This is a genomic window from Congzhengia minquanensis, from assembly GCF_014384785.1.
Classification (GTDB): domain Bacteria; phylum Bacillota; class Clostridia; order UBA1381; family UBA9506; genus Congzhengia; species Congzhengia minquanensis.
The window spans coordinates 736,544-759,597 of sequence record NZ_JACRSU010000001.1; the positions used below are offsets into that span (position 1 = coordinate 736,544).

Annotated in this window: 21 protein-coding genes, 1 tRNA gene, 1 pseudogene and 1 riboswitch; of the genes and pseudogenes, 9 read left to right on the forward strand and 14 right to left on the reverse strand. The window is 48.8% G+C overall.

The genetic code is table 11. The annotated features are described in order from the left end of the window. Nucleotides 1–49: 49 nt before the first annotated feature. Nucleotides 50–5,644: an S-layer homology domain-containing protein gene (locus tag H8698_RS03525; RefSeq protein WP_249311184.1), complete on the reverse strand. Its 5,595-nt coding sequence runs from the start codon at nucleotides 5,642–5,644 to the stop codon at nucleotides 50–52. Nucleotides 5,645–5,786: 142 nt separating this feature from the next. Continuing rightward, nucleotides 5,787–6,006: riboswitch (cobalamin riboswitch) on the reverse strand. 154 nt (nucleotides 6,007–6,160) lie between these two features. Between H8698_RS03525 and H8698_RS03530 the strand changes: the two genes are divergently transcribed. From H8698_RS03530 to H8698_RS03545, 4 genes are all read left to right on the forward strand, one after another. Further along, nucleotides 6,161–8,095 carry a SpoIIE family protein phosphatase gene (locus H8698_RS03530; RefSeq protein ID WP_249311185.1) on the forward strand — a complete coding sequence of 645 codons (1,935 nt, stop codon included), beginning with the start codon at nucleotides 6,161–6,163 and terminating at the stop codon, nucleotides 8,093–8,095. Nucleotides 8,096–8,167: 72 nt separating this feature from the next. Beyond that, nucleotides 8,168–8,731, forward strand: a complete 564-nt coding sequence (locus H8698_RS03535) for a SiaB family protein kinase (RefSeq protein WP_249311186.1) — start codon at nucleotides 8,168–8,170, stop codon at nucleotides 8,729–8,731. A 17-nt stretch (nucleotides 8,732–8,748) separates the two neighbouring features. Continuing rightward, nucleotides 8,749–9,129: a DUF1987 domain-containing protein gene (locus H8698_RS03540; protein WP_249311187.1), complete on the forward strand. Its 381-nt coding sequence runs from the start codon at nucleotides 8,749–8,751 to the stop codon at nucleotides 9,127–9,129. A 12-nt stretch (nucleotides 9,130–9,141) separates the two neighbouring features. Then, nucleotides 9,142–9,915 (forward strand): methyltransferase domain-containing protein, encoded by a 774-nt coding sequence (locus H8698_RS03545; RefSeq protein WP_249311188.1) that lies wholly within the window; start codon nucleotides 9,142–9,144, stop codon nucleotides 9,913–9,915. A 27-nt stretch (nucleotides 9,916–9,942) separates the two neighbouring features. Here the strand turns inward: H8698_RS03545 and H8698_RS03550 are convergent, their stop codons facing one another. The 3 genes from H8698_RS03550 to mutY are packed head-to-tail and all read right to left on the reverse strand — an operon-like array spanning nucleotide 9,943 to nucleotide 11,591. Continuing rightward, the gene (locus H8698_RS03550; RefSeq protein ID WP_249311189.1) at nucleotides 9,943–10,410 is read right to left on the reverse strand and encodes a VOC family protein; all 468 of its coding nucleotides are present in this window, start codon (nucleotides 10,408–10,410) and stop codon (nucleotides 9,943–9,945) included. Then, on the reverse strand, nucleotides 10,407–10,532 hold the full coding sequence (locus H8698_RS13260) for a hypothetical protein (RefSeq protein ID WP_283245363.1): 126 nt from the start codon (nucleotides 10,530–10,532) through the stop codon (nucleotides 10,407–10,409). Before H8698_RS13260 ends, H8698_RS03550 begins: the two co-directional genes overlap by 4 nt. Nucleotides 10,533–10,541: 9 nt before the next feature. After that, nucleotides 10,542–11,591 (reverse strand): A/G-specific adenine glycosylase, encoded by a 1,050-nt coding sequence (mutY, locus tag H8698_RS03555; RefSeq protein ID WP_249311190.1) that lies wholly within the window; start codon nucleotides 11,589–11,591, stop codon nucleotides 10,542–10,544. Nucleotides 11,592–11,781: 190 nt separating this feature from the next. On the opposite strand from mutY, the gene H8698_RS03560 reads away from it, so the two are divergent. The 3 genes from H8698_RS03560 to cysK all read left to right on the forward strand — a co-directional run bounded on the left by H8698_RS03560 (nucleotide 11,782) and on the right by cysK (nucleotide 14,634). After that, entirely contained in the window at nucleotides 11,782–12,213 is a 432-nt protein-coding gene (locus tag H8698_RS03560; protein ID WP_249311191.1) for an RrF2 family transcriptional regulator, read from the forward strand. A 186-nt stretch (nucleotides 12,214–12,399) separates the two neighbouring features. Next, complete coding sequence (locus tag H8698_RS03565) at nucleotides 12,400–13,686, forward strand: O-acetylhomoserine aminocarboxypropyltransferase/cysteine synthase family protein (protein ID WP_249311192.1); 1,287 nt, start codon at nucleotides 12,400–12,402, stop codon at nucleotides 13,684–13,686. Nucleotides 13,687–13,704: 18 nt separating this feature from the next. Then, nucleotides 13,705–14,634, forward strand: coding sequence for a cysteine synthase A (cysK, locus tag H8698_RS03570; protein ID WP_177679372.1), 930 nt, complete (start codon nucleotides 13,705–13,707; stop codon nucleotides 14,632–14,634). 47 nt (nucleotides 14,635–14,681) lie between these two features. On the opposite strand, the gene H8698_RS03575 is transcribed toward cysK, so the two are convergent. Next, nucleotides 14,682–15,512, reverse strand: coding sequence for a class II fructose-bisphosphate aldolase (locus tag H8698_RS03575; RefSeq protein WP_249311193.1), 831 nt, complete (start codon nucleotides 15,510–15,512; stop codon nucleotides 14,682–14,684). Next, nucleotides 15,509–16,957 carry an FGGY-family carbohydrate kinase gene (locus tag H8698_RS03580; RefSeq protein WP_249311194.1) on the reverse strand — a complete coding sequence of 483 codons (1,449 nt, stop codon included), beginning with the start codon at nucleotides 16,955–16,957 and terminating at the stop codon, nucleotides 15,509–15,511. The genes H8698_RS03575 and H8698_RS03580 overlap by 4 nt, the downstream gene beginning before the upstream one ends. 140 nt (nucleotides 16,958–17,097) lie before the next feature. Here H8698_RS03580 and H8698_RS03585 point away from each other — a divergent pair, with 140 nt between their 5' ends. Both H8698_RS03585 and H8698_RS03590 read left to right on the forward strand, forming a co-directional pair. Next, on the forward strand, nucleotides 17,098–17,910 hold the full coding sequence (locus H8698_RS03585; protein WP_249311195.1) for a PocR ligand-binding domain-containing protein: 813 nt from the start codon (nucleotides 17,098–17,100) through the stop codon (nucleotides 17,908–17,910). 58 nt (nucleotides 17,911–17,968) lie between these two features. After that, nucleotides 17,969–18,052, forward strand: a tRNA-Leu gene (locus tag H8698_RS03590). Nucleotides 18,053–18,371: 319 nt separating this feature from the next. On the opposite strand, the gene H8698_RS03595 is transcribed toward H8698_RS03590, so the two are convergent. From H8698_RS03595 to H8698_RS03630, 8 genes and pseudogenes are all read right to left on the reverse strand, one after another. Continuing rightward, nucleotides 18,372–19,652, reverse strand: coding sequence for a recombinase family protein (locus tag H8698_RS03595; protein ID WP_346726819.1), 1,281 nt, complete (start codon nucleotides 19,650–19,652; stop codon nucleotides 18,372–18,374). After that, complete coding sequence (locus H8698_RS03600; protein ID WP_249311196.1) at nucleotides 19,649–20,959, reverse strand: recombinase family protein; 1,311 nt, start codon at nucleotides 20,957–20,959, stop codon at nucleotides 19,649–19,651. The genes H8698_RS03595 and H8698_RS03600 overlap by 4 nt, the downstream gene beginning before the upstream one ends. 53 nt (nucleotides 20,960–21,012) lie before the next feature. Continuing rightward, a complete protein-coding gene (locus H8698_RS03605; protein ID WP_249311197.1) occupies nucleotides 21,013–21,303 on the reverse strand; it encodes a hypothetical protein in 291 nt (96 codons plus the stop codon). Nucleotides 21,304–21,368: 65 nt separating this feature from the next. Continuing rightward, nucleotides 21,369–21,593 carry a DUF4314 domain-containing protein gene (locus H8698_RS03610; protein ID WP_249311198.1) on the reverse strand — a complete coding sequence of 75 codons (225 nt, stop codon included), beginning with the start codon at nucleotides 21,591–21,593 and terminating at the stop codon, nucleotides 21,369–21,371. After that, complete coding sequence (locus tag H8698_RS03615; RefSeq protein ID WP_249311199.1) at nucleotides 21,590–21,730, reverse strand: hypothetical protein; 141 nt, start codon at nucleotides 21,728–21,730, stop codon at nucleotides 21,590–21,592. Before H8698_RS03615 ends, H8698_RS03610 begins: the two co-directional genes overlap by 4 nt. 20 nt (nucleotides 21,731–21,750) lie before the next feature. Next, on the reverse strand, nucleotides 21,751–22,476 hold the full coding sequence (locus H8698_RS03620; protein WP_249311200.1) for a virulence protein: 726 nt from the start codon (nucleotides 22,474–22,476) through the stop codon (nucleotides 21,751–21,753). Next, a complete protein-coding gene (locus tag H8698_RS03625; RefSeq protein ID WP_346726825.1) occupies nucleotides 22,421–22,600 on the reverse strand; it encodes a DUF5049 domain-containing protein in 180 nt (59 codons plus the stop codon). The genes H8698_RS03620 and H8698_RS03625 overlap by 56 nt, the downstream gene beginning before the upstream one ends. 27 nt (nucleotides 22,601–22,627) lie before the next feature. Further along, a pseudogene (locus H8698_RS03630) lies at nucleotides 22,628–23,053 on the reverse strand (gamma-glutamylcyclotransferase family protein); the annotation flags it as partial. Nucleotide 23,054: the final 1 nt, after the last annotated feature.

Sequence of the window (23,054 nt, forward strand, 5' to 3'; positions counted from 1 at the left end):
TTTCAATACCTCCGTTTTTCTGCGCTTCTGCAGCCGTTGTAGCAATGGATTATTTGTTCATATCAACCAGCAAAACGCCAAGCATTTTTGCCGCCTGTGCACGGGTTGCAAACAAGAGAGGTGCAAACGTGTTGTCGCCCATGCCGGAGATAATGCCCGCCTGCTGCATGGTGCTGACCGCGTTCTTTGCATATTCCGCAATCTCGTTTTCGTCCGCAAAGCGTTCCGCTTCGTTCTCCGCCGCAAACGTGTATGCTTTATACGCCGCATAACGCTCAATCATAACCGCCATGTCCTGACGGGTAATGTTGGCATCCGGTGCAAATTCGGTTTCGCTTACGCCTTTAACAACGCCCGCTGTTACTGCCCATGTGACATTTGCCGCATACCATGCGTCATTTGCAACATCGATAAAGAAACTGTCTGCCGCTGGAAGATCATCGCCGCTCATGCGGGAAAGGATTGCCGCAAATTCCGCACGGGTGATATTGTCCTCCGGCGCAAACTCTGTTTCGCTTTTACCGTTTATCAGTTTCTTGTCAGCCAGGTCTTTGATGTAGGCAGCCGCCCAGTGACTTTCCGGTACATCACGGAATGTCTGATCTGTCTTGTCCGGTTCCTCCGGCGAAACAACATTGGTTCCGTTGCCTCTGTGCCCCGAGCCGCTGCCGGAACCGCCGCCGGAGCCACCGCCTGTGCCTTCTTCTTCGTCGGGATCCCACTCTTCATAGTCTTTTTCTTTGGTGTAGTCGTCGGTATAGAACCACTCAATCTGATCACTTTCAGACAAGACCCTTGTGGCATAGCCTTCGTTGGCAATCTTGCCGTTGTGTCTATACATCCAGCCGGATTTTGGCCCGTTGTCAAATTCACCAAGCCCGTCTATTTCCGAAATATAAATACCATCGGAAATGTAATCAAGCCCCGCATTGTTCAGCATCATTTCCGTAATATATTTCACTGTGGAACCTGCGGGTATGTTTACCGACTGGGATTTGATCCATACCGGGTCTGTGTGTTTTCCTGTATTGGAACCGGTTTCTTTATCATAGTGAAGCTTGTCTCCTGTAAGAGAGAATTTTACGTCAATCGTATCTTGTTCCGAAGACGAGCCGCTGCCCGCTCTGTTTACTGTGACGGAATAACTTTTTGTTTCGCTTTGATCCGCAGACGTAACCGTAAGGATAAAATGATTTTCCCCTACGCTTACAGCAATGGCAGGGCTTGATGTTTTGTTTTGAAGCGCAATATCTTCTATGTTTTCACCGGTTAAAACGGCAGTCGCCTGCTGATAATTCATTTCAGGGGCAAATCGGATCGATTTTACCAAATTTGAAACGGAAAATGCAAGCTTTCCGTTTTCGTCGGGAGTTTTTACATCATCGCCCGGAGTCAGCGTCAGCGATTTTAAGTCAGCATTGCTCTCACCGGCTTTCACATTGGTGAGGTTCAAAAGATAAATTGCCGGTTCTTTCTTTTCCTCCTGAACAATAATTCTCAGTTTTTCCACGGCAGTAAACGCTTTTGTGCTTGCTCCCGAGCCGACTCTTTGGTTAGAAACATAGATGTTCGCTTCCGCATTTGTCGCTGTGGGGGTAACGGTAAGGGAATTGGCGCCCTCCGCGTCCACTTCATATGTAAATGTTCCATCTTCCAGCGCAACGGATTTCCCATTGATGCTTAAAGCGGCAAGCCCCGCTGTTTTTCCAACAGCTTCTTCCGCAGGTGCAGCGCGAAGCACCTGCAAAATTTCCGGCGATTTTTCACCGGTGGCACCGCCGTCGTATAACCAGGGGTTATATATCTTAATATAAGAAATACTGTCTAACTTTACAGGATTTCCCTCGCCGTCTACTGCCCAATCCAAATCAAAACCGTCGCCGTTATACACAGCATAGTGGTTTTCGATATATGGATTTGCCGCCGTGTTGCCTTTTGGGTTGGCGGCAGGGCTGTTTGAATCATCGCCGGCCGCATGATTGTCTGCGTAGCCAAATGCCGGATATACCGCGCCCGCAGTTTTCGTGCCGGTAAAGGAAACGCTTTTGTCTGTATAGGTATCATTTTTACCAATGCCGTTTTGGAACGATTGATATACGGCGGGATTTGGATAATATGGCTGCGTGTGATGGTCGTTTGTCAAAATGGTGCCTGAGCCGCCTTGATTGTCGGTCCACGGCACATGAACCGCACCTGCAAAGGAAGGATCCGGGTTGGTGTAGGTCACGGTTAAATTATGAACGGTATTCGCGTCATAATATTCGCTGCCTGCCAGCTCATACCAATGTTCCCCGTCCTGAGATACCATAACTGCCGCCGGTTCGCTTGCAGACTGGGAGCTGGTACCGTCTGCGTTTGTAAACGCATTTCCCTCTACAATAAAATCAATGCCGTACGGATTCATCGGGTTGTTTTCAATCGGTGTATCATACCGGTACACAATGTTGCCGCCGAAAGCGCCCAGGGTAACCGCCTGTTTTCCCGCCAAAGTGGCGTTCGGATTTGCATAGATAGGCTGGTTTACAAACTGGCCGGGCGCCGGAAGATATGACGCTACACTGCTGGGAGAGTCAGCAGGCATGCGGGACATGTTAATAATATATACCTGTCCTTCCTTCACCCCGTCTACCGTGCGGTAGAGCCACACATAAAGCATTGCTGTGTCCATATCTTTTACCGGCACATTGATGAATTCTCCCGCTTTGCCGGTGTAGGACTGATCTTTTAATGCAATGCGGATGTCAACTTCCTCGTCCTGCGCTACATTCGTGTCAAATTTCAACCGCAGGGTATCAGAATCGTTGCTGAATCTTCCGTTACCGGTGCGATTGGAACCGTTTTCTCCAAATTCTGTGTTTAAAGCGCCGTTTTCTATTTCAACGGCCGTTATATCAAGCTGGCTTTTTCTGTAAACAGTAAGGGTATATTCGGTAACAACATCGTTTTCATCGGTTATTTGAATGGGGATTTTATTTTCACCCACATTCAGCGCAATTTCGGAGGAGGCTTTTCCGCTTGCCACCGTTTCATTTCCTACTAAAATCGTACAATTTGCCGCAGTTGGTTTCACTGTAATCTGGTCGCGCCAGTAATTAACCGTATAGGTGCCCAGCACAAGCGATCCGTTCACGAATACCGGCGTTAGCTCCTCTTCCAACGGCATTTCGCCATCCTTGCCGGCCCAGTTATCTTTCTTTCCGCCTGTTGTGGAGGAAGGCGTAATTGCAAACGCCGTCATAGGTCCGCTGGCGGCCGATTTATTTACATGAATGGTATATGTGCGCGTCTTCTCCTGCTGTGTGCTGCTTTCAGGCGCAGTTACCGTTATCACAATGGCAGAACTCGTATCTGCTTCGTCCGGCAGATAGCAAAGGGTTGTGATTGCCTTTCCGCTTGTTGTCAGCGTGCCGCTGTTTGCATCGGCCAGACTTTTGTAATAGGATGTAATTTTAATGTCTGCGCCTTCCGCGGCCGCTTCGCCTGCAAATTTGAGCGTTCTTATTCCCTTAACATCCAAATGATATTCGTATGTATCCGGGTCAAAAACAAGGCCTGTAACAAAATCTGACGAACCTTCTGACGGAGCAGTGACCGATAACGATTTCAGTTTGGTATCATCTTCGGAGGAGATGGGCAAATCAACCACCGTTGGCTCAAGTCCGCCGTCCGTTACACTGATTGTTCCTGTTTTTGTAATATATCCCTCTTTAGATACTGTATATGTAAATTTTTGTGCACTGCCTGTCGCGCTTGTGTGCAGCATACAGGTATATCGGTCATAGCCCTCCGGCGCGCCGTCCGTTTTTACAATATATTTATCCTCTACTGCAGCATTGCCATAGTAGCTGTCAGTGAGCGAAAGCGAAGCGCCTTCGGTAATGTGAAAGGGAACTGTTACTGCTTCAAACGCCGGAATCGTAATTCTATGCGTAATGCTTGTGCGCACTGCAGTATCTGCTTTTGAAGCAACGGTTGCCGTTAAATCGAAAACAGCATCCTCTTCACCCACATTCGGACGTGTAACCGTTGTAGCCCTTGTTCTTTCATTGATTGTGAATGCGTCACTTTTTCCGCTTACGTTTTCGGCTGTCCATTTTATATCGACCGCCGTCGTATTGTAAAGGCCGCATGCGTTCGGCAGCGCCGTGCTCGAACCAGATTTCTCTCCCAACGCCGAAACCACCGAATTGGCAGAGGCGTTTGAACCAATAATCCGATGAAACGGCAGCTGGCCTGCAACATAGTTAACCAGCTCCTCCGGAGTTCTTTGCAGTGACTGAACGCTTACACAAAGCTTTGAAATTTCTTCAGAGGATGTCGAACCGACTGTAAACGTCACCTTGTCCAGACGGTTCATATTTTTATTTGCATTGTTTGTAAAGTAATCCTGTGTTATTTCACCGTTGATGTCCATGCCGTCATAGGACAGGCTTTTTAAAGCTCCGGTGCTCCAGTCGCTATAATTGGTTGTATAGATGTACGGCGTAAAGTCGATTGTTACATCTCGTCCCGTTTCGTAAAGTGCCCAAGCCTTTAAATAAGACAGAACATTGGTATATGTTGTCCCGTTATATTCAAGAGGAAAAATCAGAGGGGTTTTGGTAAGGTTGGCATACTCCGATTTTGAAAACTCTTCATAAATGGAATTTACCGCATCTTCGTCACTCATCTGCGGAGCGTCGCCTGCAACCGTTACAACGCAGACGGGTGCAATAATCGGGCAGTCTGCAATAAGCTGGTTGCTTCTGAGCGTATGGTAGCTTTCTTGGTTTTCTTTCCACTCCATGAAGTCCACATACAGAACCTCATCCGCCGGATATGGGCCGTCGCCATAATCCGCTTCTGTATATGCCATCTGTGTCTCGTATGTACTGAAGTCCATCACACCATATACAGGATTATCCTGCGTGGACATATTCATTAAATTATAATCGGTGACCACATCTTCTGCAAAGCCTTCGGCAGAAACAGTATAGGTTCCGGCTTCTTCAAAGGACAAGGTCACGTTTCCGTTGCTGTCAGTCGTTTTGCCCTCAATTGCAGAAAAAGTGCCGTTTTCCCATATGCCGATAGAAATGTTTTCAAGCGCAGTGTCCGCTTTATCCGCGTCTGTCCACGCCATACCGAGATGTCCTTTTAAAATAAGGGAAAATTCCTCGTTGGCAGTTACCGTTTTTTCTGTTGCATCAAAGAAGGAATACCAGTCCGAATAATACACATTATCCTTGTTTATGGACGCAACAAGCCGGTCTCCGTTTGCTACGGTATCGACACTTACACCTGTGGCCAAACCCTGATTGTTTACAAAAAACAAAGTGTTTGCGGATTCAATTCCCCACAACTTCCCTACATATCCGCCGGGTGCAGAATAGCCGTCAGCGGAATGATATGTTTCATGCCCAGCTACAAGCGCTTCTTCATAGCTAAGCTTTCCGTCTCCGTTTCTATCGGTAACGGTAACCTCTCTGTTTGCCATTGCCTTGCCGTCGTTATCCGCTGCAAGTAAGCCCTGATTGCTTACGGTTAGATACACCGTTGCCTCCGCGGCAGATGCTGAAACAGCAAATGCCGTTGCGGGAAACATACCTGTCAGCATGGAAAGCGTTAGCAATAAAGCAAGCAGTCCATGTATTTTTCTTTTCATGATTTCTTCCTCCTTAGAATGAATAGAATAAAAAAACTGTGATACCAAATGAAATCCATCTGGTATCACAGCTGTTTTTCTGTGATTTCGTACTTTTTTGCGCACGCAAAAAAAGCTATCGTACCTATGCCCTATTCGGCAAACACGGTTCGACATCAATGCAGGTCTTCTGACTCATGCTTTATAGAGCAATCGCTCTGCGTTTTATGCTTTGCCTTCCCAGTTTCCCAGTGACCGGTTTTCACCGTTAAGCATAAAACATTCGGCATTTACAGCAGCAGTACTGTTCAGGGTTCTAACCTGATTCCCTTTTCACCGCATAAAGCTGCACGCAATATGCGACACATCATACGAATATTGAATTGTCAATTTATTATTTTACTCCATAAATTTCATCTTGTCAATACAATACAAGTTTTTTCATAAAAAGAAAATATTATAAAAAATACATAAAGCGTTGCAATTTGGCGAACAGGAGTGCTATAATGAGTTTAATACACAAAGGGGGGACGCTCTATGCAAAAGATATTCATGAAATATTTTTTGGTGATTATGGTTGTTACAGTTGGCATTACGCTGGCGGGCAATTTTTTTATTCAAAAGCAGTTCGCCCAAAAAAAAGCGGAGCAAAAAGCCGCAGATTATGTGACGCAGATTGTAGACAGGCTAACCGCCAACGACAAAGTAATAGGCAATTTGGTAAACAGCCTGAATGAAAATTATATTGCCAGGGCCAGGGCGCTGGGAGAAATTATTGCCCAGAACCCAAAGATTTTAGATAGCTTCGACGAGCTGAACCGGCTGACCGATGTTTTGCAAGTGGACGAAATTCATGTGATTGACAAAAACAGAATTTTAAGATGGGGAACGGTTCCGGAGTATCATGGCATGGACTTTGATTCCACAGACCAGACGCGGCCCTTTTTAGACGGTATAACAGACAAAACCTTTGCGCTGGCCCAGGAACCCCGCCCAAACGGATATGAGGGGAAGCTGTTTCAATATATCGGCGTGGCCCGGCAGGACGAGCCGGGTGTTGTTCAGGTGGGTGTACGGCCCCAGGTGCTAGACGAGGCACTGAAAAATAACCAGATAAATGTGGTAATTGACAATTTTAATGTTCCCGACGGAACCAACGTTACGGTGTTCGACCCATCAGCTCAAACGGTTGTGGGAGATACGAACAGCCGCCTGATTGGAAAAACCTTTTCCGACTTAGGAGTGAAAGACGCCGCCTTGCAAACCGCGCAGGACGCACAGGACGGGAAACAAGACCCGAATGGAGTATGGCTTTCCCGCAGCGGAGAACGGGTTTTCGCCGTGTATGCCCCAGTGCGCAACTATTTGGCAGAGGTAAGCTTTTCCCGGGCGAGCCTGATGAACGAACGGAAAAACCAGAGCATTGCGGCAGCGGTTAGCAGCGTGCTGCTGGGGTTCATTATCATTCTTTCAATTTATGTGCTGTTAAAGCGAAAAATTATTCACGACATAGACATTGTAAACGCAGGGCTAAGCGCCATTTCCGACGGAAACCTGGACGTGGCGGTAAAAGTGAATTCCACGCCGGAGTTTGTCGCCCTTGCCGGGGGCATTCACAAAATGGCTGCGGCAATTAAAATGCAGATGGGCGAGATTGTGGAACAGTCGGAGCAGCTGAAAAATCAGGCCCGCACTTTAAAAGAAAACAATTTGAGCATTATGTCCAGCATGAACTATGCAAGGAAAATTCAAAACACACTGCTCCCGCCGCGTCAGGCATTTGACGCTGTTTTTCAGGACTGCGGCATTTTCTGGAAACCCCGGGACTTGGTGGGCGGCGATATTTACTGGCTGAAACAGTTTGAAACCGGCGCGGTGCTTTGCCTGTGCGACTGCACGGGCCACGGAACGCCCGGCGCGCTGCTGTCCATGATTGTGGTGACGGCGCTGGACGCTTTGGTAACCGAGCAAAACTGCGGCGACACGGCCCAGGTGTTATATGCTCTCGACCGGCGGCTTGCCGGCAGCTTAAACGCTGGGAAAAACATCGGTGCCGGCGACATTCGCGACGGCGCAGATATTGCGGTTTTCTTTATTGGAAATGATGGAAATATCCGCCTGTCGTCTGCACGGATCCACGTGTTTGTGTGCCGCGGGGAAGATGTTAAAACGATTAAGGGACAGCGAATTACCATAGGCGATGGAAGCATTTCCGGCGCAGAGCAAATTGAAACCATCATTATTGAGGCCGGAAACGGCTGCGAGTGTTTTGCAGCAACGGACGGGCTGTTTGAGCAGGTGGGGGGAGAGAAAAAACTTCCCTTTGGATATTCCAAATTCCGCGAGACGGTGAAAAAAAATTATGGTGCACCTTGCCAAAATACGGTGGACAGCGTGTGGGCAGCGCTTGAGCGCTATATGGGCGGCGAAACCCAGCGGGACGACATCACGCTGATTGGCTTTAAACTTTAAAGTGTATTTAACCGTACGAACGGAGCGGGAGAAATAAATTGACCTTTTTAAGCTTTAGGGAGGATCGCTTTTATGATTGATAACCTGTATGACTGTTACAAAATGGTGCAGGAAAACCACATCTGTTTCATTTATAACGGCCCCATCTGGGCCGACGGCGTTGAGGGCATTGGCCAGACGCTGAGAAAGCGCCTGGAGTTCGAAGAGCTGCCGGTGGTTACTGCTCATTCTGTCTTCTCCATCTTTGTGGAGCAGATGTTTAACATTCTTTACTACGCTGCAGACAAAGAACTTTTGCTTGATGAAGCCACGGGGAAACAATTTCAGGTTGCTTCCGGCGTGTTTATGCTGGGAATTCGGGACAAGCAGTATTACATACAATGCAGTAATAAAATAAAAAACAGCCAGGTTGAAGCAATGAAGAAAAGAATTGATTATTTAAACACCCTGGACAAACAGGAACTGCGCAAAATCTACCGGGAAAAGATACGCGCTGAAAACGACGACCCGGACAGCCAGGGGGCCGGCATTGGGCTGATTGAAATTGCCCGCAGAGCCAGCTCAAAAATTGAGTATCGTTTTACGCCTTTAGATAGCGGCGATACGTTCTTTACATTGTTTGTGACGGTTGACTAAATAAGGAGGATGGATGAATGTATCGGTTAGAATTGGAGAAAACCGGCTCAACGCCGTATATTTTAATTGACGAGGAAAAGGGATATATGCATTTTCAGGGAGAATGCTTTCACGAAAATGTGACGGAGTTTTTTCAGGATATCACCGGGTGGCTGAAATCATTTTTGGAAAGCGATTTTGAACAATTTGTGTTCGACTGTGAGCTAAAATATTTTAACAGCTCCACTGCAAAACTGCTTTTAAACATGTTTTTAATGATGGAAAACGCCGCGAAAAACGGAAAAAACGTAACGGTGAACTGGATTGCGGCGGCGGACAGCGAAATTAACATAGAGTGCGGCGAAGATTTTGCCGCCGAGGTAAGAGAGCTAAACTTTCACATTGTGCTGCACGATTAGGAGGAGATTATCATGGCAGACTGGAACGCAGATCAATATTTAAAATTCCGCGCCCAAAGAACACAGCCGGCGGTTGATTTGGCCGAAAAAATTGGGCTTGCAAATCCTGAAACCATTTTAGACATTGGTTGCGGGCCGGGCAACAGCACGGCTGTTTTGCGCAAAAAATATCCCAATGCCAAAATTCTTGGGATTGATGTTTCGGAGAATATGATTGAAACCGCAAAAAAAACATATCCCGACATAGAGTTTTTACTTTTAGACGCGGGAAAGGATTTAGATAAACTTAACAGAACGTTCGACGCGGCGTTTTCCAACGCCTGTATTCAATGGATTCCCAACCACCGCGCTCTGATCCCCAGTATGCTGTCTGTTTTAAATGTGGGCGGCGTGCTGGCCGTTCAAATGCCCATGAACTATGACGAACCCATTCACCAGATCATCGGCAGGCTGGCCGCAAGTGACCGGTGGCGGGAAAAGCTGGGCACACCGCGGGTGTTTCACAATCTGCCCCAGGGGGAATATTTCGATTTGCTGGCAGAACATGCAAGCGATTTTACCATGTGGCAAACGACCTATTTCCACCGCATGGCCTCGCATGATGCCATTATGGAATGGTATTCAGGCACAGGCCTGCGTCCATATCTAAACGCGCTGGCCGACGAAGCTGACCGCGCGCGCTTTTACAAAGAAGTGTTTGATGAGGTAAAACAAGCCTATCCGATGCAGGAAAACGGTGAAATTATTTTCCGGTTTCCGCGGCTGTTTTTCACGGCTGTTAAATAAGGAGGAAGCGGTTTCGCTTCCTCCTTATTATTTTGCGTTTGCTTTCACATATTTTACAGGTACATCCATACGTTGTGCGGTTTCCTCTACGGTCATGCCGCTGTTTAAAAACCGTTTGCACACAAGCTTCATGTTTTCGCCTACTTCAATAATATGCCCGTCCGGGTCGTAAAACCGCACCACCCGCTGTCCCCACCGGTGCTCGAACACGGGATGCACATAGGTGATGGAGCCTAATGCTTCCAGCTTTTTTATAAATCCGTCAAAATCGTCTTCTTCAAAGCAGATTTCCGTGTCGTTACCACAAAACCGAATTTCATCTTGGCCCTTCTGCAAAAATTCCGACCAGGTTTCTATGGTCTGCAGTGCCACCCCGCCTGTTAAGGTCACGTTGGCGCCGAAATCTAAAATTATCTTTAAACCAAGCACCTCTTTATAAAATTGTTTCGAAACCTCTAAATCTTTTACCGCTAAAAGCGGACACTGATATTTCATTTAAAATTTCCTCCTTTTTCTTTTGTGCCCATCAGAGGCAGACGCAAAACCTCACTGGACAAAATGGAAATGGCCTGTCCCGTCCATATGGTATAAAATTTCCGTTTCCAGTTTTTGTTCATTTGCTTCTCCTAAATCAGTTCTAAAAATTTTTTAAAGGCTGTGGGCAGTGCAATTTCGTTTAAAAGCTGGTCTTGCGTTACCCAGATAAGGGAGTTTACATTGTTTTTTACCCTAAAGCAGTAGCACGTCATGTCCCATTCAATGTGGGTAAAAATGTGCTTGCGCTTTGCAGACTGCAAAATATTCGCCGGAGCAAATCCCTCCTCTTCCAGCATTGACGCGGCCTGATTCACAGTCAGTGCGCCCAAAACGTTGGGCAATTCCCACATGCCGGCCAAAAGCCCTTGCTCCGGCCGTTTGTTTAACGCAATTTTTCCGCCGCATTTCAGCAAGAACACCGTGCGTTTTTCCTTTTTTCGTGCGGCTTTTGCCGGACGGACAGGAAGCGCAAGCTGGGTGCCGTTTGCATGTGCCCTGCAAAAGCCGTTTGCCGGGCACACAGAGCAGTTTGGCGCGCCGTTGGGGATACATACCGTTGCGCCAAGCTCCATGAGGCTTTGCGTAAAATCGCCGCAGCGGCCCTTAGGATAGCAGGCCGCCAGCGCGCGGGAAATTTCCTTTTTCACGGCGGGCTGGTGAATGGGGGCAAACAGCTCGGTGATCCGCGTAACTACCCGCAGCACATTGCCGTCCACCGCGGGGGTGGGAAGATTAAAGCAGATTGACGCCACCGCTCCGGCGGTATAGTCCCCCACGCCCGGCAGGGACAAAATGTCTTCATACGTTTGCGGAAACACGCCGCCGAACTTTTCCACAATGGTAATTGCGGCCTTTTTTAAGTTTTTTGCCCGGGTATAATAGCCCAGCCCCTCCCACAGCTTAAAAAGCTGATCGTCCGGCGCGGCAGCCAAAGCGGATATGGTGGGCAGGTCATTTAAAAACCTTGTGTAATATTGTTTTACGGCCTCAACCCGCGTTTGCTGAAGCATAATTTCTGAAAGCCACACGCGGTAGGGGTCGGTCGTTTCCCGCCAGGGCAGGGGCCGGGCATTTTTTTCATACCAGGCCAGCAGTGCTTCCGGCAGGCGGGCAATTTGTTTTTTTATTGTTTCTTCCATTTGGATCTCCTATTGTTATACACCTTAATACGTAACTTTTGTTTTGCAAAAGTTTTTATTGAAATCTTATTATAAAAACCCAATTTTATTGTACAATAAAATATGGTAGTTGTCAAACTTTTGCTTGATTTCCCATAAAACCTGTAGTATAATAGGAATTAAGAAACTACGGAAAAGGAGAGATAAATTTATGCTGGTTTCGACGAAAGGGCGCTATGCGCTGCGGGTAATGATTGATTTGGCGGAAAACAGCACAGGCGGGTTTATTCCGCTGAAAGACATTGCAGGCAGACAGGATATTTCGGAAAAATATTTAGAAAACATTATTTCCATGCTGACCAAGGCGGGGATGCTGGAAGGGCTTCGCGGCAAAGGCGGCGGCTATAAGCTGACTCAGACGCCGGAGCATTACACCGTGGGCAGCATTTTAAAAGTAACTGAGGGATCGTTAGCGCCGGTGAGCTGTTTGGCGGAGGACTCGAACAGCTGCAAAAACGCATCGGACTGCAAAACCCTGCCCATGTGGAAGCGTCTGGACAAAATGATTGACGATTTTTTTGAGGGAATTACCTTAGCCGATATTGCCTTTCCTAACCACGGTGGCGGCGACTATGTGATTTAAAAAAATTTATATTTTCCTATTGACAAGATAGGAAATTCGTGTTATAATCACTATAAACCTATAGGAAAGGTGGGATTTGTGTGACACTTCTTTTTGAAGCACTGCTCCGCATGAATTTCCGTTTCGGTCGAATGTGTGTTGTGAGGAATGCAAAACAACATTTATAATTTGAAAGGAACGGTTAATATGACAGAGAAAAAACAATATAAATTTGAAACCATTCAGGTGCACGCAGGCCAGGAGGAACCCGACAGCGCAACGGGCGCAAGGGCTGTGCCCATTTATGCCACCACGTCGTATGTTTTTGAAAACAGCGCCCAGGCGGCGGGGCGGTTTGCCCTTTCAGAGGGCGGGAACATTTATACCAGGCTTATGAATCCCACCACAGACGTGTTTGAAAAGCGCATTGCGGCCTTAGAGGGCGGTGCAGCGGCCTTGGCCACAGCTTCTGGCAGCGCTGCAATTGCCTATGCAGTGCAGAACATTGCGGCATGCGGCGACCACATTGTGTCGTCGAAATCGGTTTACGGCGGTACATATAATCTGTTTGCCAACACACTGCCGGAGTTTGGCATTACCACCACCTTTGTGGACGGCAGCAAACCGGAAAATTTTGAAAAGGCCATTCAAAAAAATACAAAAGCGGTTTATTTAGAGTCACTTGGAAACCCCAATTCGGATATAATAGATTTAGAGGCCGTAGCAAGCCTCGCCCACCGAAACGGAATTCCTGTGATTGTTGACAACACTTTTGCAACGCCTTTCCTGTTCCGTCCGATTGAGCACGGGGCGGACGTAGTCGTGCACAGCGCCACAAAATTTATCGGCGGGCACGGCAGCGTGATGGGCGGCGCCATTATAGACGGCGGCACATTTTGCTGGGACAACGGCAAATTTCCCGGTCTTTCCCGGCCCAACCCGTCGTATCACGGTATTGTTTACACTGAGGCCTGCGGAAATTTGGCATATATTATGAAAATCCGCACAACCTTAATGAGAGACACCGGGGCGTGCATCTCACCTTTTCATTCCTTTGCGCTTTTGCAAGGGCTTGAAACGCTCTCCCTGCGGGTGGAGCGTCACGTGGAAAACGCGCTTAAGGTAGTTCAATTTCTGAAAAAGCACCCCAAGGTGAAACGGGTGCACCACCCTTCCCTTTCCGCCGGGCGCGAAAAGGAGCTTTATAACCGGTATTATCCAAATGGCGGCGGCTCCATTTTCACCTTCGAGCTTGACGGAAGCGAAGAGCAGGCGAAAAAGTTTACGGAGAGCTTAACGCTTTTTTCGCTGCTGGCCAATGTGGCAGACGTGAAATCGCTGGTGATTCACCCGGCATCTACCACCCACTCCCAGCTCTCGGAAGAGGAGCTGCTGGCAGCGGGCATCACACCGCAGACCGTGCGGCTTTCTATTGGAACAGAACATATTGACGATTTAATTGACGACTTAAAGCAAGGATTTGATAAAATTTAGATTGAAGGAGCGTTATTTATGGCAAGAATTTTTCATTCGGCAGATGAACTTATCGGCAGAACGCCGCTTTTAGAGCTTTCCCACATTGAACAGGAACACCGCCTATCGGCGCGGATTCTGGCAAAGCTGGAATATTTTAATCCGGCCGGCTCGGTGAAAGACCGGGTGGCCATGGCCATGCTGGACGACGCGGAAAAGAAAGGTCTAATTGACGCGGGCACAGTAATCATTGAGCCCACCAGCGGCAACACAGGCATTGGCCTTGCATCGGTTGCGGCGGCAAGAGGCTATAAAATTATTATTGTTATGCCGGAAACCATGTCGGTTGAGCGCCGCCAGCTCATGAAGGCCTTTGGCGCAGAGCTTGTGCTTACTGACGGGGCAAAGGGCATGAACGGTGCAATTGAAAAGGCAAATCAGCTCATGAGCCAGTTTCCCAACAGCTTTATCCCCAGTCAGTTTACCAACCCGGCCAACCCGGAAATTCACCGCCTTACAACAGGGCCGGAAATTTGGGAGGACACCGACGGTAAGGTAGATATTTTTGTGGCCGGCGTAGGTACAGGCGGCACCATTACCGGCGTGGGCGAGTTTTTAAAGTCGAAAAATCCTGCCATCTCCATTGTGGCAGTGGAACCGGCGGCTTCCGCCGTGCTCTCCGGCGGTGCGGCCGGGCCCCACAAAATTCAGGGTATTGGCGCGGGGTTTGTGCCTAAGGTGCTGAACACCGAAATTTATGATGAAATTATTCAGGTGGAAAACAGTGCAGCCTTTGCGGCGGGAAAATCCGTCGGCAGAAAAGAGGGCATTTTGGTAGGCATTTCCTCTGGTGCAGCGGTGTTTGCTGCGGTGGAGCTTGCAAAACGGCCGGAAAACGCAGGGAAAACCATTGTTACCCTGCTGCCCGACACCGGCGACCGGTATTTGTCAACCCCCATGTTCGACTAACGAAGCAAAGCGCGGCCAAAAGGCCGCGCTTTATTTTTGTATTCACCTTACAGTTTTGAAAACGTTTTAATCGCATTTTTTACGTCTTCCCGCATGGCCTTTTCGGCGCAGACGGCAATATCGTGGAAAAAGGTTTTGTCCGGTAAGTTCTGAACAGCCGTTCCGCCGGCTTTTGCCATGTAGGTATAATAGTTAATTTTTCTCACGCCGCGCTCAATTACCTTTAAATAGTCCTCGCGGCTCACACCGGAGCCGCCGTGCATTACAATGGGCACATCAATCAGCTCGTGAATTTTTTCCAGCCTTTCAAAATCCAGCTTTGGCGTTTCCAGATAGATGCCGTGGGCCGTGCCAAAGGCGCAGGCCAGCGCATCGACTCCAGTTTTTTCAACAAATGTTTTGGCGGTTTGCGGATCTGTGTAAATGCTCTCTCCGCCGCCTTCTCCCGCTTCCCTTGCGCCCATGCTTCCAATTTCTGCCTCTACCGAAGCGCCGTAGCGGCCGGCCATTTTCACCGCAATGGCGGTGTTGGCAAGGTTTTGCTCCAGGGTTAGCTCTGAACCGTCATACATCACCGAGGAAAAGCCCAGTTCAAGGGCGCGGTTTAAATAGCCCAGGTCGGTTCCGTGGTCTAAATGTACGCACACAGGAACCGAGGCCCTGTCCGCCATGAACACCATAAGCGGCGCCATGTCAAACAGCTTGCACAGTCCCATCTCCTCGTGCACCTGGGCGTGCATAATGATGACGGGCTTGTTAAGCTCCTCCGCTCCCTTTATAATGGCAAACAGGCTTTCTAAATTCGGTGTGTTAAAAGCGCCGACAGCAATTTGCTCCGCCTCCGCGGTTTTTAAAATATCTGACAATGATACAATCATGTTTCTTGTCCCCTTTCGTTTAAGTTCTTGATGGAAGAATATAGTTTGCGGTATGTTTCAAACTGTTTTAAATACTGTGCGTGGTTTTCCGCGTTGGGATAAAAAGTTTTGCGTTTTACAGGCGCCATGCCGCCGGAAAACAGCCCCAGCGTTTTTCCGGCAAGATAGGCCGTTCCCGCCGCGCCGATTTCTTCGCCTTGCAGCGCTGTTACGGGAAGTCCCAGAATATCCGCCTTAATTTGCAGCCAAACGTCGGACCGCGCGCCCCCGCCTGTTGCAACCAGCTCTTTTGGCGCAATGGCAAACCGTTTCAGGGTTTCTAAATTCAGCAGAATTTCAAAAGCTGTTCCCTCCATCAGTGCCTTGTAAAAATCAAACTTTGTATGCTCAAAGGTCAGGCCGATTACCGCCGCCTTTGCGTTAATGTCCATATACGGCGTGGCCGCCCCTGCAAAGTGGGGCAAAATCAGCAACCCCGACGGGCCGGCCGGCACCTGTTTGTCCATTTCGTCATAGGGCATTTGAGAAAAATTGTCCCGGAACCACTTTAAGGTGGCGCCCCCGGCGTAGGACAGTGCATAGCAGGCAAACTTGCCGTTTATGTGGGGCGCGGCGGCATAGCCCAGCTGATACAATTCATAGTTTTTCGGAACGGCGTCCATCACCACAGGCACACATTCCACCGTGCCTGTGCCGTCCATTGCCGCCTCCTCTTCAAACACCGCCGCGCCTGTCATGGCGGCAATCTGGTCGTGGCAGCCGGTTACAATGCAAAGTCTTTTTGAAAGCCCAAGCTCTTCTGCCAGCTCCGCCTGAACAGTTCCGGCAGCCGTTCCTGAGGGGACGGGGGTAGACAAAAGCCGCCCGTCAACGCCTGCGCAGTTTAAAATATCTTTGTCCCAGCATTTTTTCTCTATGTCAAAGCAAAGGGTGCGCGACGCCAGGGAGTAGTCAATCTGCGCAATTCCGCAAAGTTTGTAAACCACAAAATCCTGCATTAGCAAAATCCGTTTCACCCTACAAAACTCCTGGGGCAAGTTTTGCTTAATCCACATAATTTTTGGCAGCGAATACATCTGGTGGGGGTTTGTGCCCGTCCGATAGGCCATGCTTTCCGCGCCCAGCCGTTCCGTAAGAAATGCGCACTCCGCCTCGCCCCTGGGGTCGGTGTATAGCATCGACGGTCCAACGGGCCTGTCGTTTTCGTCCAGCATGACAAAGGTCTCTCCAAAGCTGGTAACGGCAATAGCCCCTATCTCTTCACAGGCTGTTTCTTTCAGCACGGTTTTTACCGCCTCCCACACGGCTTCAGCATCAATTTCGTGCAGGCCGTTCCTCCTGTTTACGTCATATTCCCGATAGGCCGACTGCACGGCTATGCCGGTTTCGTCAAACAAAACCACCTTACAGCCGCTTGTTCCAATGTCTAATCCGCCAATTCGCATATTTCCGCCTCCTGACCCTAAAATTTATTTCTGTTTCATTGTTTCCAATATGCAATACTATTGATTTTATCAAAGAATGTGATATAATAATAGGTAATTTCATTCGAAAAATTGTAAATTTGTACATGGCGGGACGGCTTATGAGCTTAAAAATTGATACGCAAAACTTAAAAGATGTTTTGGTTCTGTTCCATACGCTGACAGGAATTCGGCTTGTGATTTATGACGACGAATTTCAAAAAATTATGGCCTATCCGGAGGAAAAGTGCGCTTTTTGCCGTCAAATGCGGCAAACGCCGGAGTTGAGCGAAAAATGTCTTGAAAGCGACAAGGCCGCCTTTGTCCGCTGCAAGGCGGAAAAGGACATTGTATTTTACAACTGCCACGCAGGTTTGGTGGAGTGTGTGGCTCCTATAAAAAACAGCCGCCGGATTATTGGATATGTCATGTTCGGGCAGATTACGGATATGAAAGACAAGGGAAAACTGAAAGATTCTGTGGGCGTGCTTTTAAACAAGTATGGACTTTTGTGCGACATCAGCAATATTAAATATAAAAGCAAACGGCAGATTTTGGCGGCGTCAAAGCTTTTGGAAATCTGCACAAATTATATTTTAATGAAAGACATTGTAGAGTCGGACGACAGCCTGATTGTAAAAAAGGTGAAAGAATATATTGATGTGCATTTGTCGGAACAGATTGAAATTTTGGACTTGTGCAAATGCACGGGCATCAGCCGGACAAAATTGTATGACACATTTTCTAAAAGCTGCGGTTTTGGCATTGCCTCTTACATCAAAGAGGTTCGGCTTCAAAAAGCCCGCGGACTTTTAAAGGAAACCGAGCTTTCGGTTGCGGAGGTTTCCGCCTGCGTGGGGTTCGACGACTATAACTATTTCAGCCGGGTGTTTAAAAGTAAGTTTGGCATTTCCCCCAGGAACTACCGCAAATAGAACATTTAAATTTTGCTTGACATTTGGGGGCTGAATATGCTATAATTTTTATTAGTGTGCGGATGTGGCGGAATTGGCAGACGCGCTAGACTTAGGATCTAGTGGTACTCCCGTGCAGGTTCAAGTCCTGTCATCCGCACCACATTAAGACGTCGTCTATGGATATCGCATAGCGGCGCAAAGTTATGAGACACCCCCGTGAATAACGGGGGTGTCCCGCTTTTTATGCTCATTTCAAGGTATTTTTATTTCTAATCACTATGTCCAGAGGCACCAATTTTGATGGCGAGATATTTTTACCCTTTTTGCAAGAGGAACACTTTGCACCAGTTTTGACACAGATAATTCCTATGCACCACTTTTTTCAGAACTGACACGGATAATTTTTTGTGACAGAAAAGCGCCGCAGGTTGCCCTGCGGCGTTGGTCGTAATGTGCTAGTCCAATGACTGGACGAACTCTTAGAGGGTGATCTTTACTATCTCACCACTCGTTAAGGTGAAGATGAGATGATTGCCTTTATAAACCCTGACGGATTGAACAAGCTCATTCCATCGCTCATCGGTGTATATAGGGGTCAAATCACCGCAGCTTTGCAGCATCTTTTCAAATGCGGCTTTTATTTCGGTTTCTCGGAGCCTCGGAGAGTCGCATATCTCATTGCCGTCATACTTGTGGTTGCAGTACCAAACGTTGTAGCGTTCGCCTGTACTGCGCAGACGCCAGACCTTGTGGCCATAGAACCCGCCGCAATCCCCACAGATGATTTTACCGGCAAACGGGTGATTGGTGCGCACTTTAGCCCGGCGCTTTGAGTATTCCGCCAACAGCTCCTGAACCTTATCGAAAACTTCAGGCTCTATGATTGCATCATGAGAATTTTGCACCAAATACTGTGCCACTTCGCCGTCATTCTTGCGAACCTCCTTGGTGAGATAGTCTACCGTATAGGTCTTTTGGAGCAAAGCATCACCCTTGTATTTTTCGTTGCTGAGGATACTTCGGACGGTGCTGACACTCCATTTGGCCTTGCCTGCTGGCGTTGGGATGTCCATCTCTGTAAGGAATGAGGCAATCTCGTTGATGGCCTTTCCAGATAGGAAAAGGTCATATATCTTCCGAATGATAATAGCCTCTTCCTCAACAATCTCGGGTCTGCCGTCCGCTCCCTTGCGATAGCCGAGGAAATGGGAATATGCCATAGTAACCTTGCCGTCCCGCATACTTTTCTGCTTTCCCCAACGGACGTTTTCACTGATGGAGCGGCTTTCCTCTTGTGCCAGCGAGCTCATGATGGTGAGCATCACCTCGCATTTGGGGTCGAAGGTATGTAGGTTTTCTTTTTCAAAGATCACCTCCACACCGGCGGCCTTGAGCTCGCGAACCGTCTGGAGCGTATCCACGGTGTTTCTGGCAAAACGGGAAATGGATTTGGTGAGAATAAGGTCAATCTCACCGTTCAGGGCTTTCTGAATCATCAGATTAAAGCCATCCCGCTTCTTCGTGTTAGTGCCAGTGATGCCCTCATCTGCGAATACGGATACAAACTCCCAGTTAGGGTTGCTCTGAATGTAGCGGGTATAGAAGTCCACTTGGGCCTCATAGCTGGACTGCTGCTCGTCCTGCTCCGTAGAGACACGAGCATAGGCAGCAACGCGCAGCTTATCCGGCACAGTAGTGCTTTCCGCAGCTACTTTTTGCGAAATTGGTTCAATAATCGTAACTTTGCGTTCTGTGCTCATTTTTCCTCCTTTTGGTGTCTGGCTAAAGCTCGCTGACGAGCCACCTCCCGCATTTCCGGTGTCCAGCCCTCACTACGAGAGCGGTGCTGCCATTCTACCTCTACCTCCGTACCATCCCGCAGGATGTAACGAAGATGATTGTGAGCGGGGACGATGATTTTCTCTATTCGCTCCTGTAGAATCTCCCGGTTTAATTCATCTGTGGTCAGTACCTCCTTCGTTTTAGCAATCAGAATTTCCTCCAAAATACTCTGCGCTGGGCAGATATCTTTCCCGAGAGTATAATAGCTTGGACACACCCAAATAACTCTATCATACTTTTTGACATTCGAATGGCGATACCTATAATAACGTCCGCAATTCCCACACTGTAGCAGACCGCAAAACAAATGGATTTGGTCATTTTGCTTTGAATGGTTGTATTTCGCGGCCCTTTGCGCCATTTCTTCTTGAACTTTGTCAAAGGTTTCTTGATCTATTATAGCTTCGTGGCTGTGCTCTACATAATATTTACGCCGCTCGCCACGATTCTTCCGATAGGTTCTGTCTCTGAAATCTTCGCGGTAAGTTTTCTGGAGAATCATATTTCCAGTGTACTTTTCGTTTGTGAGAATGCCATGGATTGAAGAATGTCCCCATTTGTTGCCGTTGGCAGGAGTTACTCCTTGGTGGATTAATTTCTTTACGATACGGTATATCCCCATACCAGAAAGGTAATCCGAGAAAATCTGCCGGACAATTTCAGCTTCCTCCGGCACAACGACCAACCGGCAATCTTCCAGCCTGTAGCCGAGCATTTTACCAACCCACGGCTCGCCGTTTTCAAACCGCTTGACGATTCTCCAACGCTGGTTTTCGCTGGCAGAGCGTGCTTCTTCCTCGGCGTACATGGCGAGGAGCGTAACCAGTAGCTCACCGTCTGGACTAATGGAGTGCATATCCTCTTTCTCAAAATAGGTGTCCACACCCAGCCGTTTCAGCTCGCGAATCGTCTCCAGCAGGATCACCGTATTCCGGGCGAACCGGGTCACGGATTTGGTGACCACAAGGTCGATCTTTCCGTCCCGGCAGTCCTGTAGCATACGCTGAAACTCTGGGCGGTTGATGGTCGTCCCAGAAATCCCGTTGTCCGAGTAAATTCCAACAAGCTGCCAGTCCGGATGGGCGGCGACATACTGTTCATAGCATTCCGTCTGTGCCTCTAGTGAATGAAACGCGGCGTCTTTATCGGACGAAACACGAGCGTAGGCCGCGACGCGGGTAATTTTCTGTTCCTTTGGTTTCGCTGGTAATTCTGTTATCTTCATGGATTTTTACCTCCTAACACCATTCATCACTCTCTTCGCGAGAACAGTCAAGACTATTTCTGGATGATTTTTCGGTTATTACGCCGCCACTCCGTCCGGCAGGATTCACAGCAGAAAACAGCATCGCTCCGCATATCTACTGGCAGCGGTTTCCGGCAGTTTTTACACAAAACCGCCGTTGTCTTCTCCCATTTGGTCTTGCGCGAACCGGATGCCCTAAAGCCCTTTCGGCGGCAGATAGATTTCACTGTGTTCGGGGAAAGTGTCAGTTCCCGCCCAATAAAGCTGTACGGATAATTCCGCTCTCTGAGGGCGGCGATCTGTTCTAATTGTCTTGCTGTCATAAATCAAACCTCCTTTTTAGAAATCCCCAGCCCATAACAGGCTGGGGATGATAAGGTACGCCCACTCAAATTTTGCGGATATGGTCTTCGCCATAGGCGATGCCGAGGCCGGAACCGCAGTCCCAGCGAACGAACACCGTACCGATGTCATCCACAAACGAGACTGTCCCCCGGTCTCCGGGTTTCAGCTTGGCATAGGGATCGCTCATCGAGATGAGTTCTACCCGTGTGCCTTTGGGATACGTCATCCGCAGACGTTCCACCGTTTCTCTGCTTGGAAAACCATTCATTCAAAGCCCTCCTCTGTGACGGGTATTTCCACAATGGGAAACACATCGTAGTTGCAGTTTTCGCCAAAGGCAGCGAGAATTTCTGCCTGCTTGGAAGGCGTCAGGTCATCCCAATAGATCGGGATGGTCTTGGGCACTGATTTTCCCTCTGCAAGACTCACCTTTCGTCACCCCTTTCCGGCGCACCGTTTTTCCACGCGCTGTTGCCGGAGAGGTTCATCAGAAGAATCTTCCGGGTCTGCTTGTACTTCGGACCTTTCAGCCCAAGCTGTACGAGAAACAGCCGCATGGCGAACTTGTCGTTGGTGCCAGTGTAGGGCCTCGCGGTGATCCGGTGCCGCTCCCGCGCCATCTTGCCGAGGGCGCAGATAAAGCGGCTGTAAGCCTCCGCTTCGCTGTCCAGGCCGTGCAGATGAAACCACGGAAAGCAGAGCTTGTCCTCTTCTATCTCGAAGGAGATATGCTCGTTTTGGAATGCCCTGCGGAACAACGGCGCTTTGCCGCCGATGATCTCCCGCAGCCGATCCAGCGCCTCCGGCGTAAACAGATTACACGGCAGAAAAACGGAAAATGCGTCCCCCTCAACGGATTCCGGGGTAAAGCCCTCTTCCTTAAGTTTTGCGATGATTTGGTCGATCATCTCCTGTGTAGCCGAAGCTGGACAGGTGATTGCACCGTTTTTATCCACGGTGTAGTTACCGACCTTGTAGGCGAAGCTGGGCGCTCCGGCATAGACCGGCTCCCAGAGTGTAATCGTTCCAAGGGCCTGTGCCAGCCGTTTGCGCTCACTGCCGGTGACATTGTAGTAAATGGTCACAATGATCACCTCAACTTTCTTCGCCGGTAAAGATGAAGTGGACATACTCCCGGCGGTGGTCTTCAATAAAACACACCAGCTCGTAGTAGCCCTCGCGGTTGGCGATGACCTGTACCATGTGGGCATCCAACATATTGGTTTCGCCGCTGTCGCGGATGGCCATGATCTGTTCACGGATGGTTTCCGTCATAATGCGTTCCTCCTTTTTAGTCGCATCAGCGTAGCGTTTCAGAATGGCGGGGTCAAAACCGGCGTCCAGATAGCCCTCCAGAATGGTGGCATAGTACCCCTTGCTGGGGGACGAGAGGGGATGACCGTCGTTCATGATGTAGACCATCGCCTGGACAGTTTCGCCGTCCAGTTCCACAGGGATCGTTTCCTTGCGGTAGAAGCTGGGCGCGCCCTCGTAGGTGTCCAGCGCCTGTTCGTCCCGAGGCATAATGCGCCAGATCAGAACGGGAACGCTGTCGTTCTCACTGTGCTCAATGGTGGCAACGCCATTGCCCTTCCCCCGGAAGGTCATCTTCCAGCCCTCCAAGCTGGCTGTGCCAACCACCTTTGCCGTAGGGCAGCGATGGCGCATCTGCTCCAGATTCAAGTTGGAGCCATAGGCGATATAAAGTTTTCCATTTTCCTTCGTCATG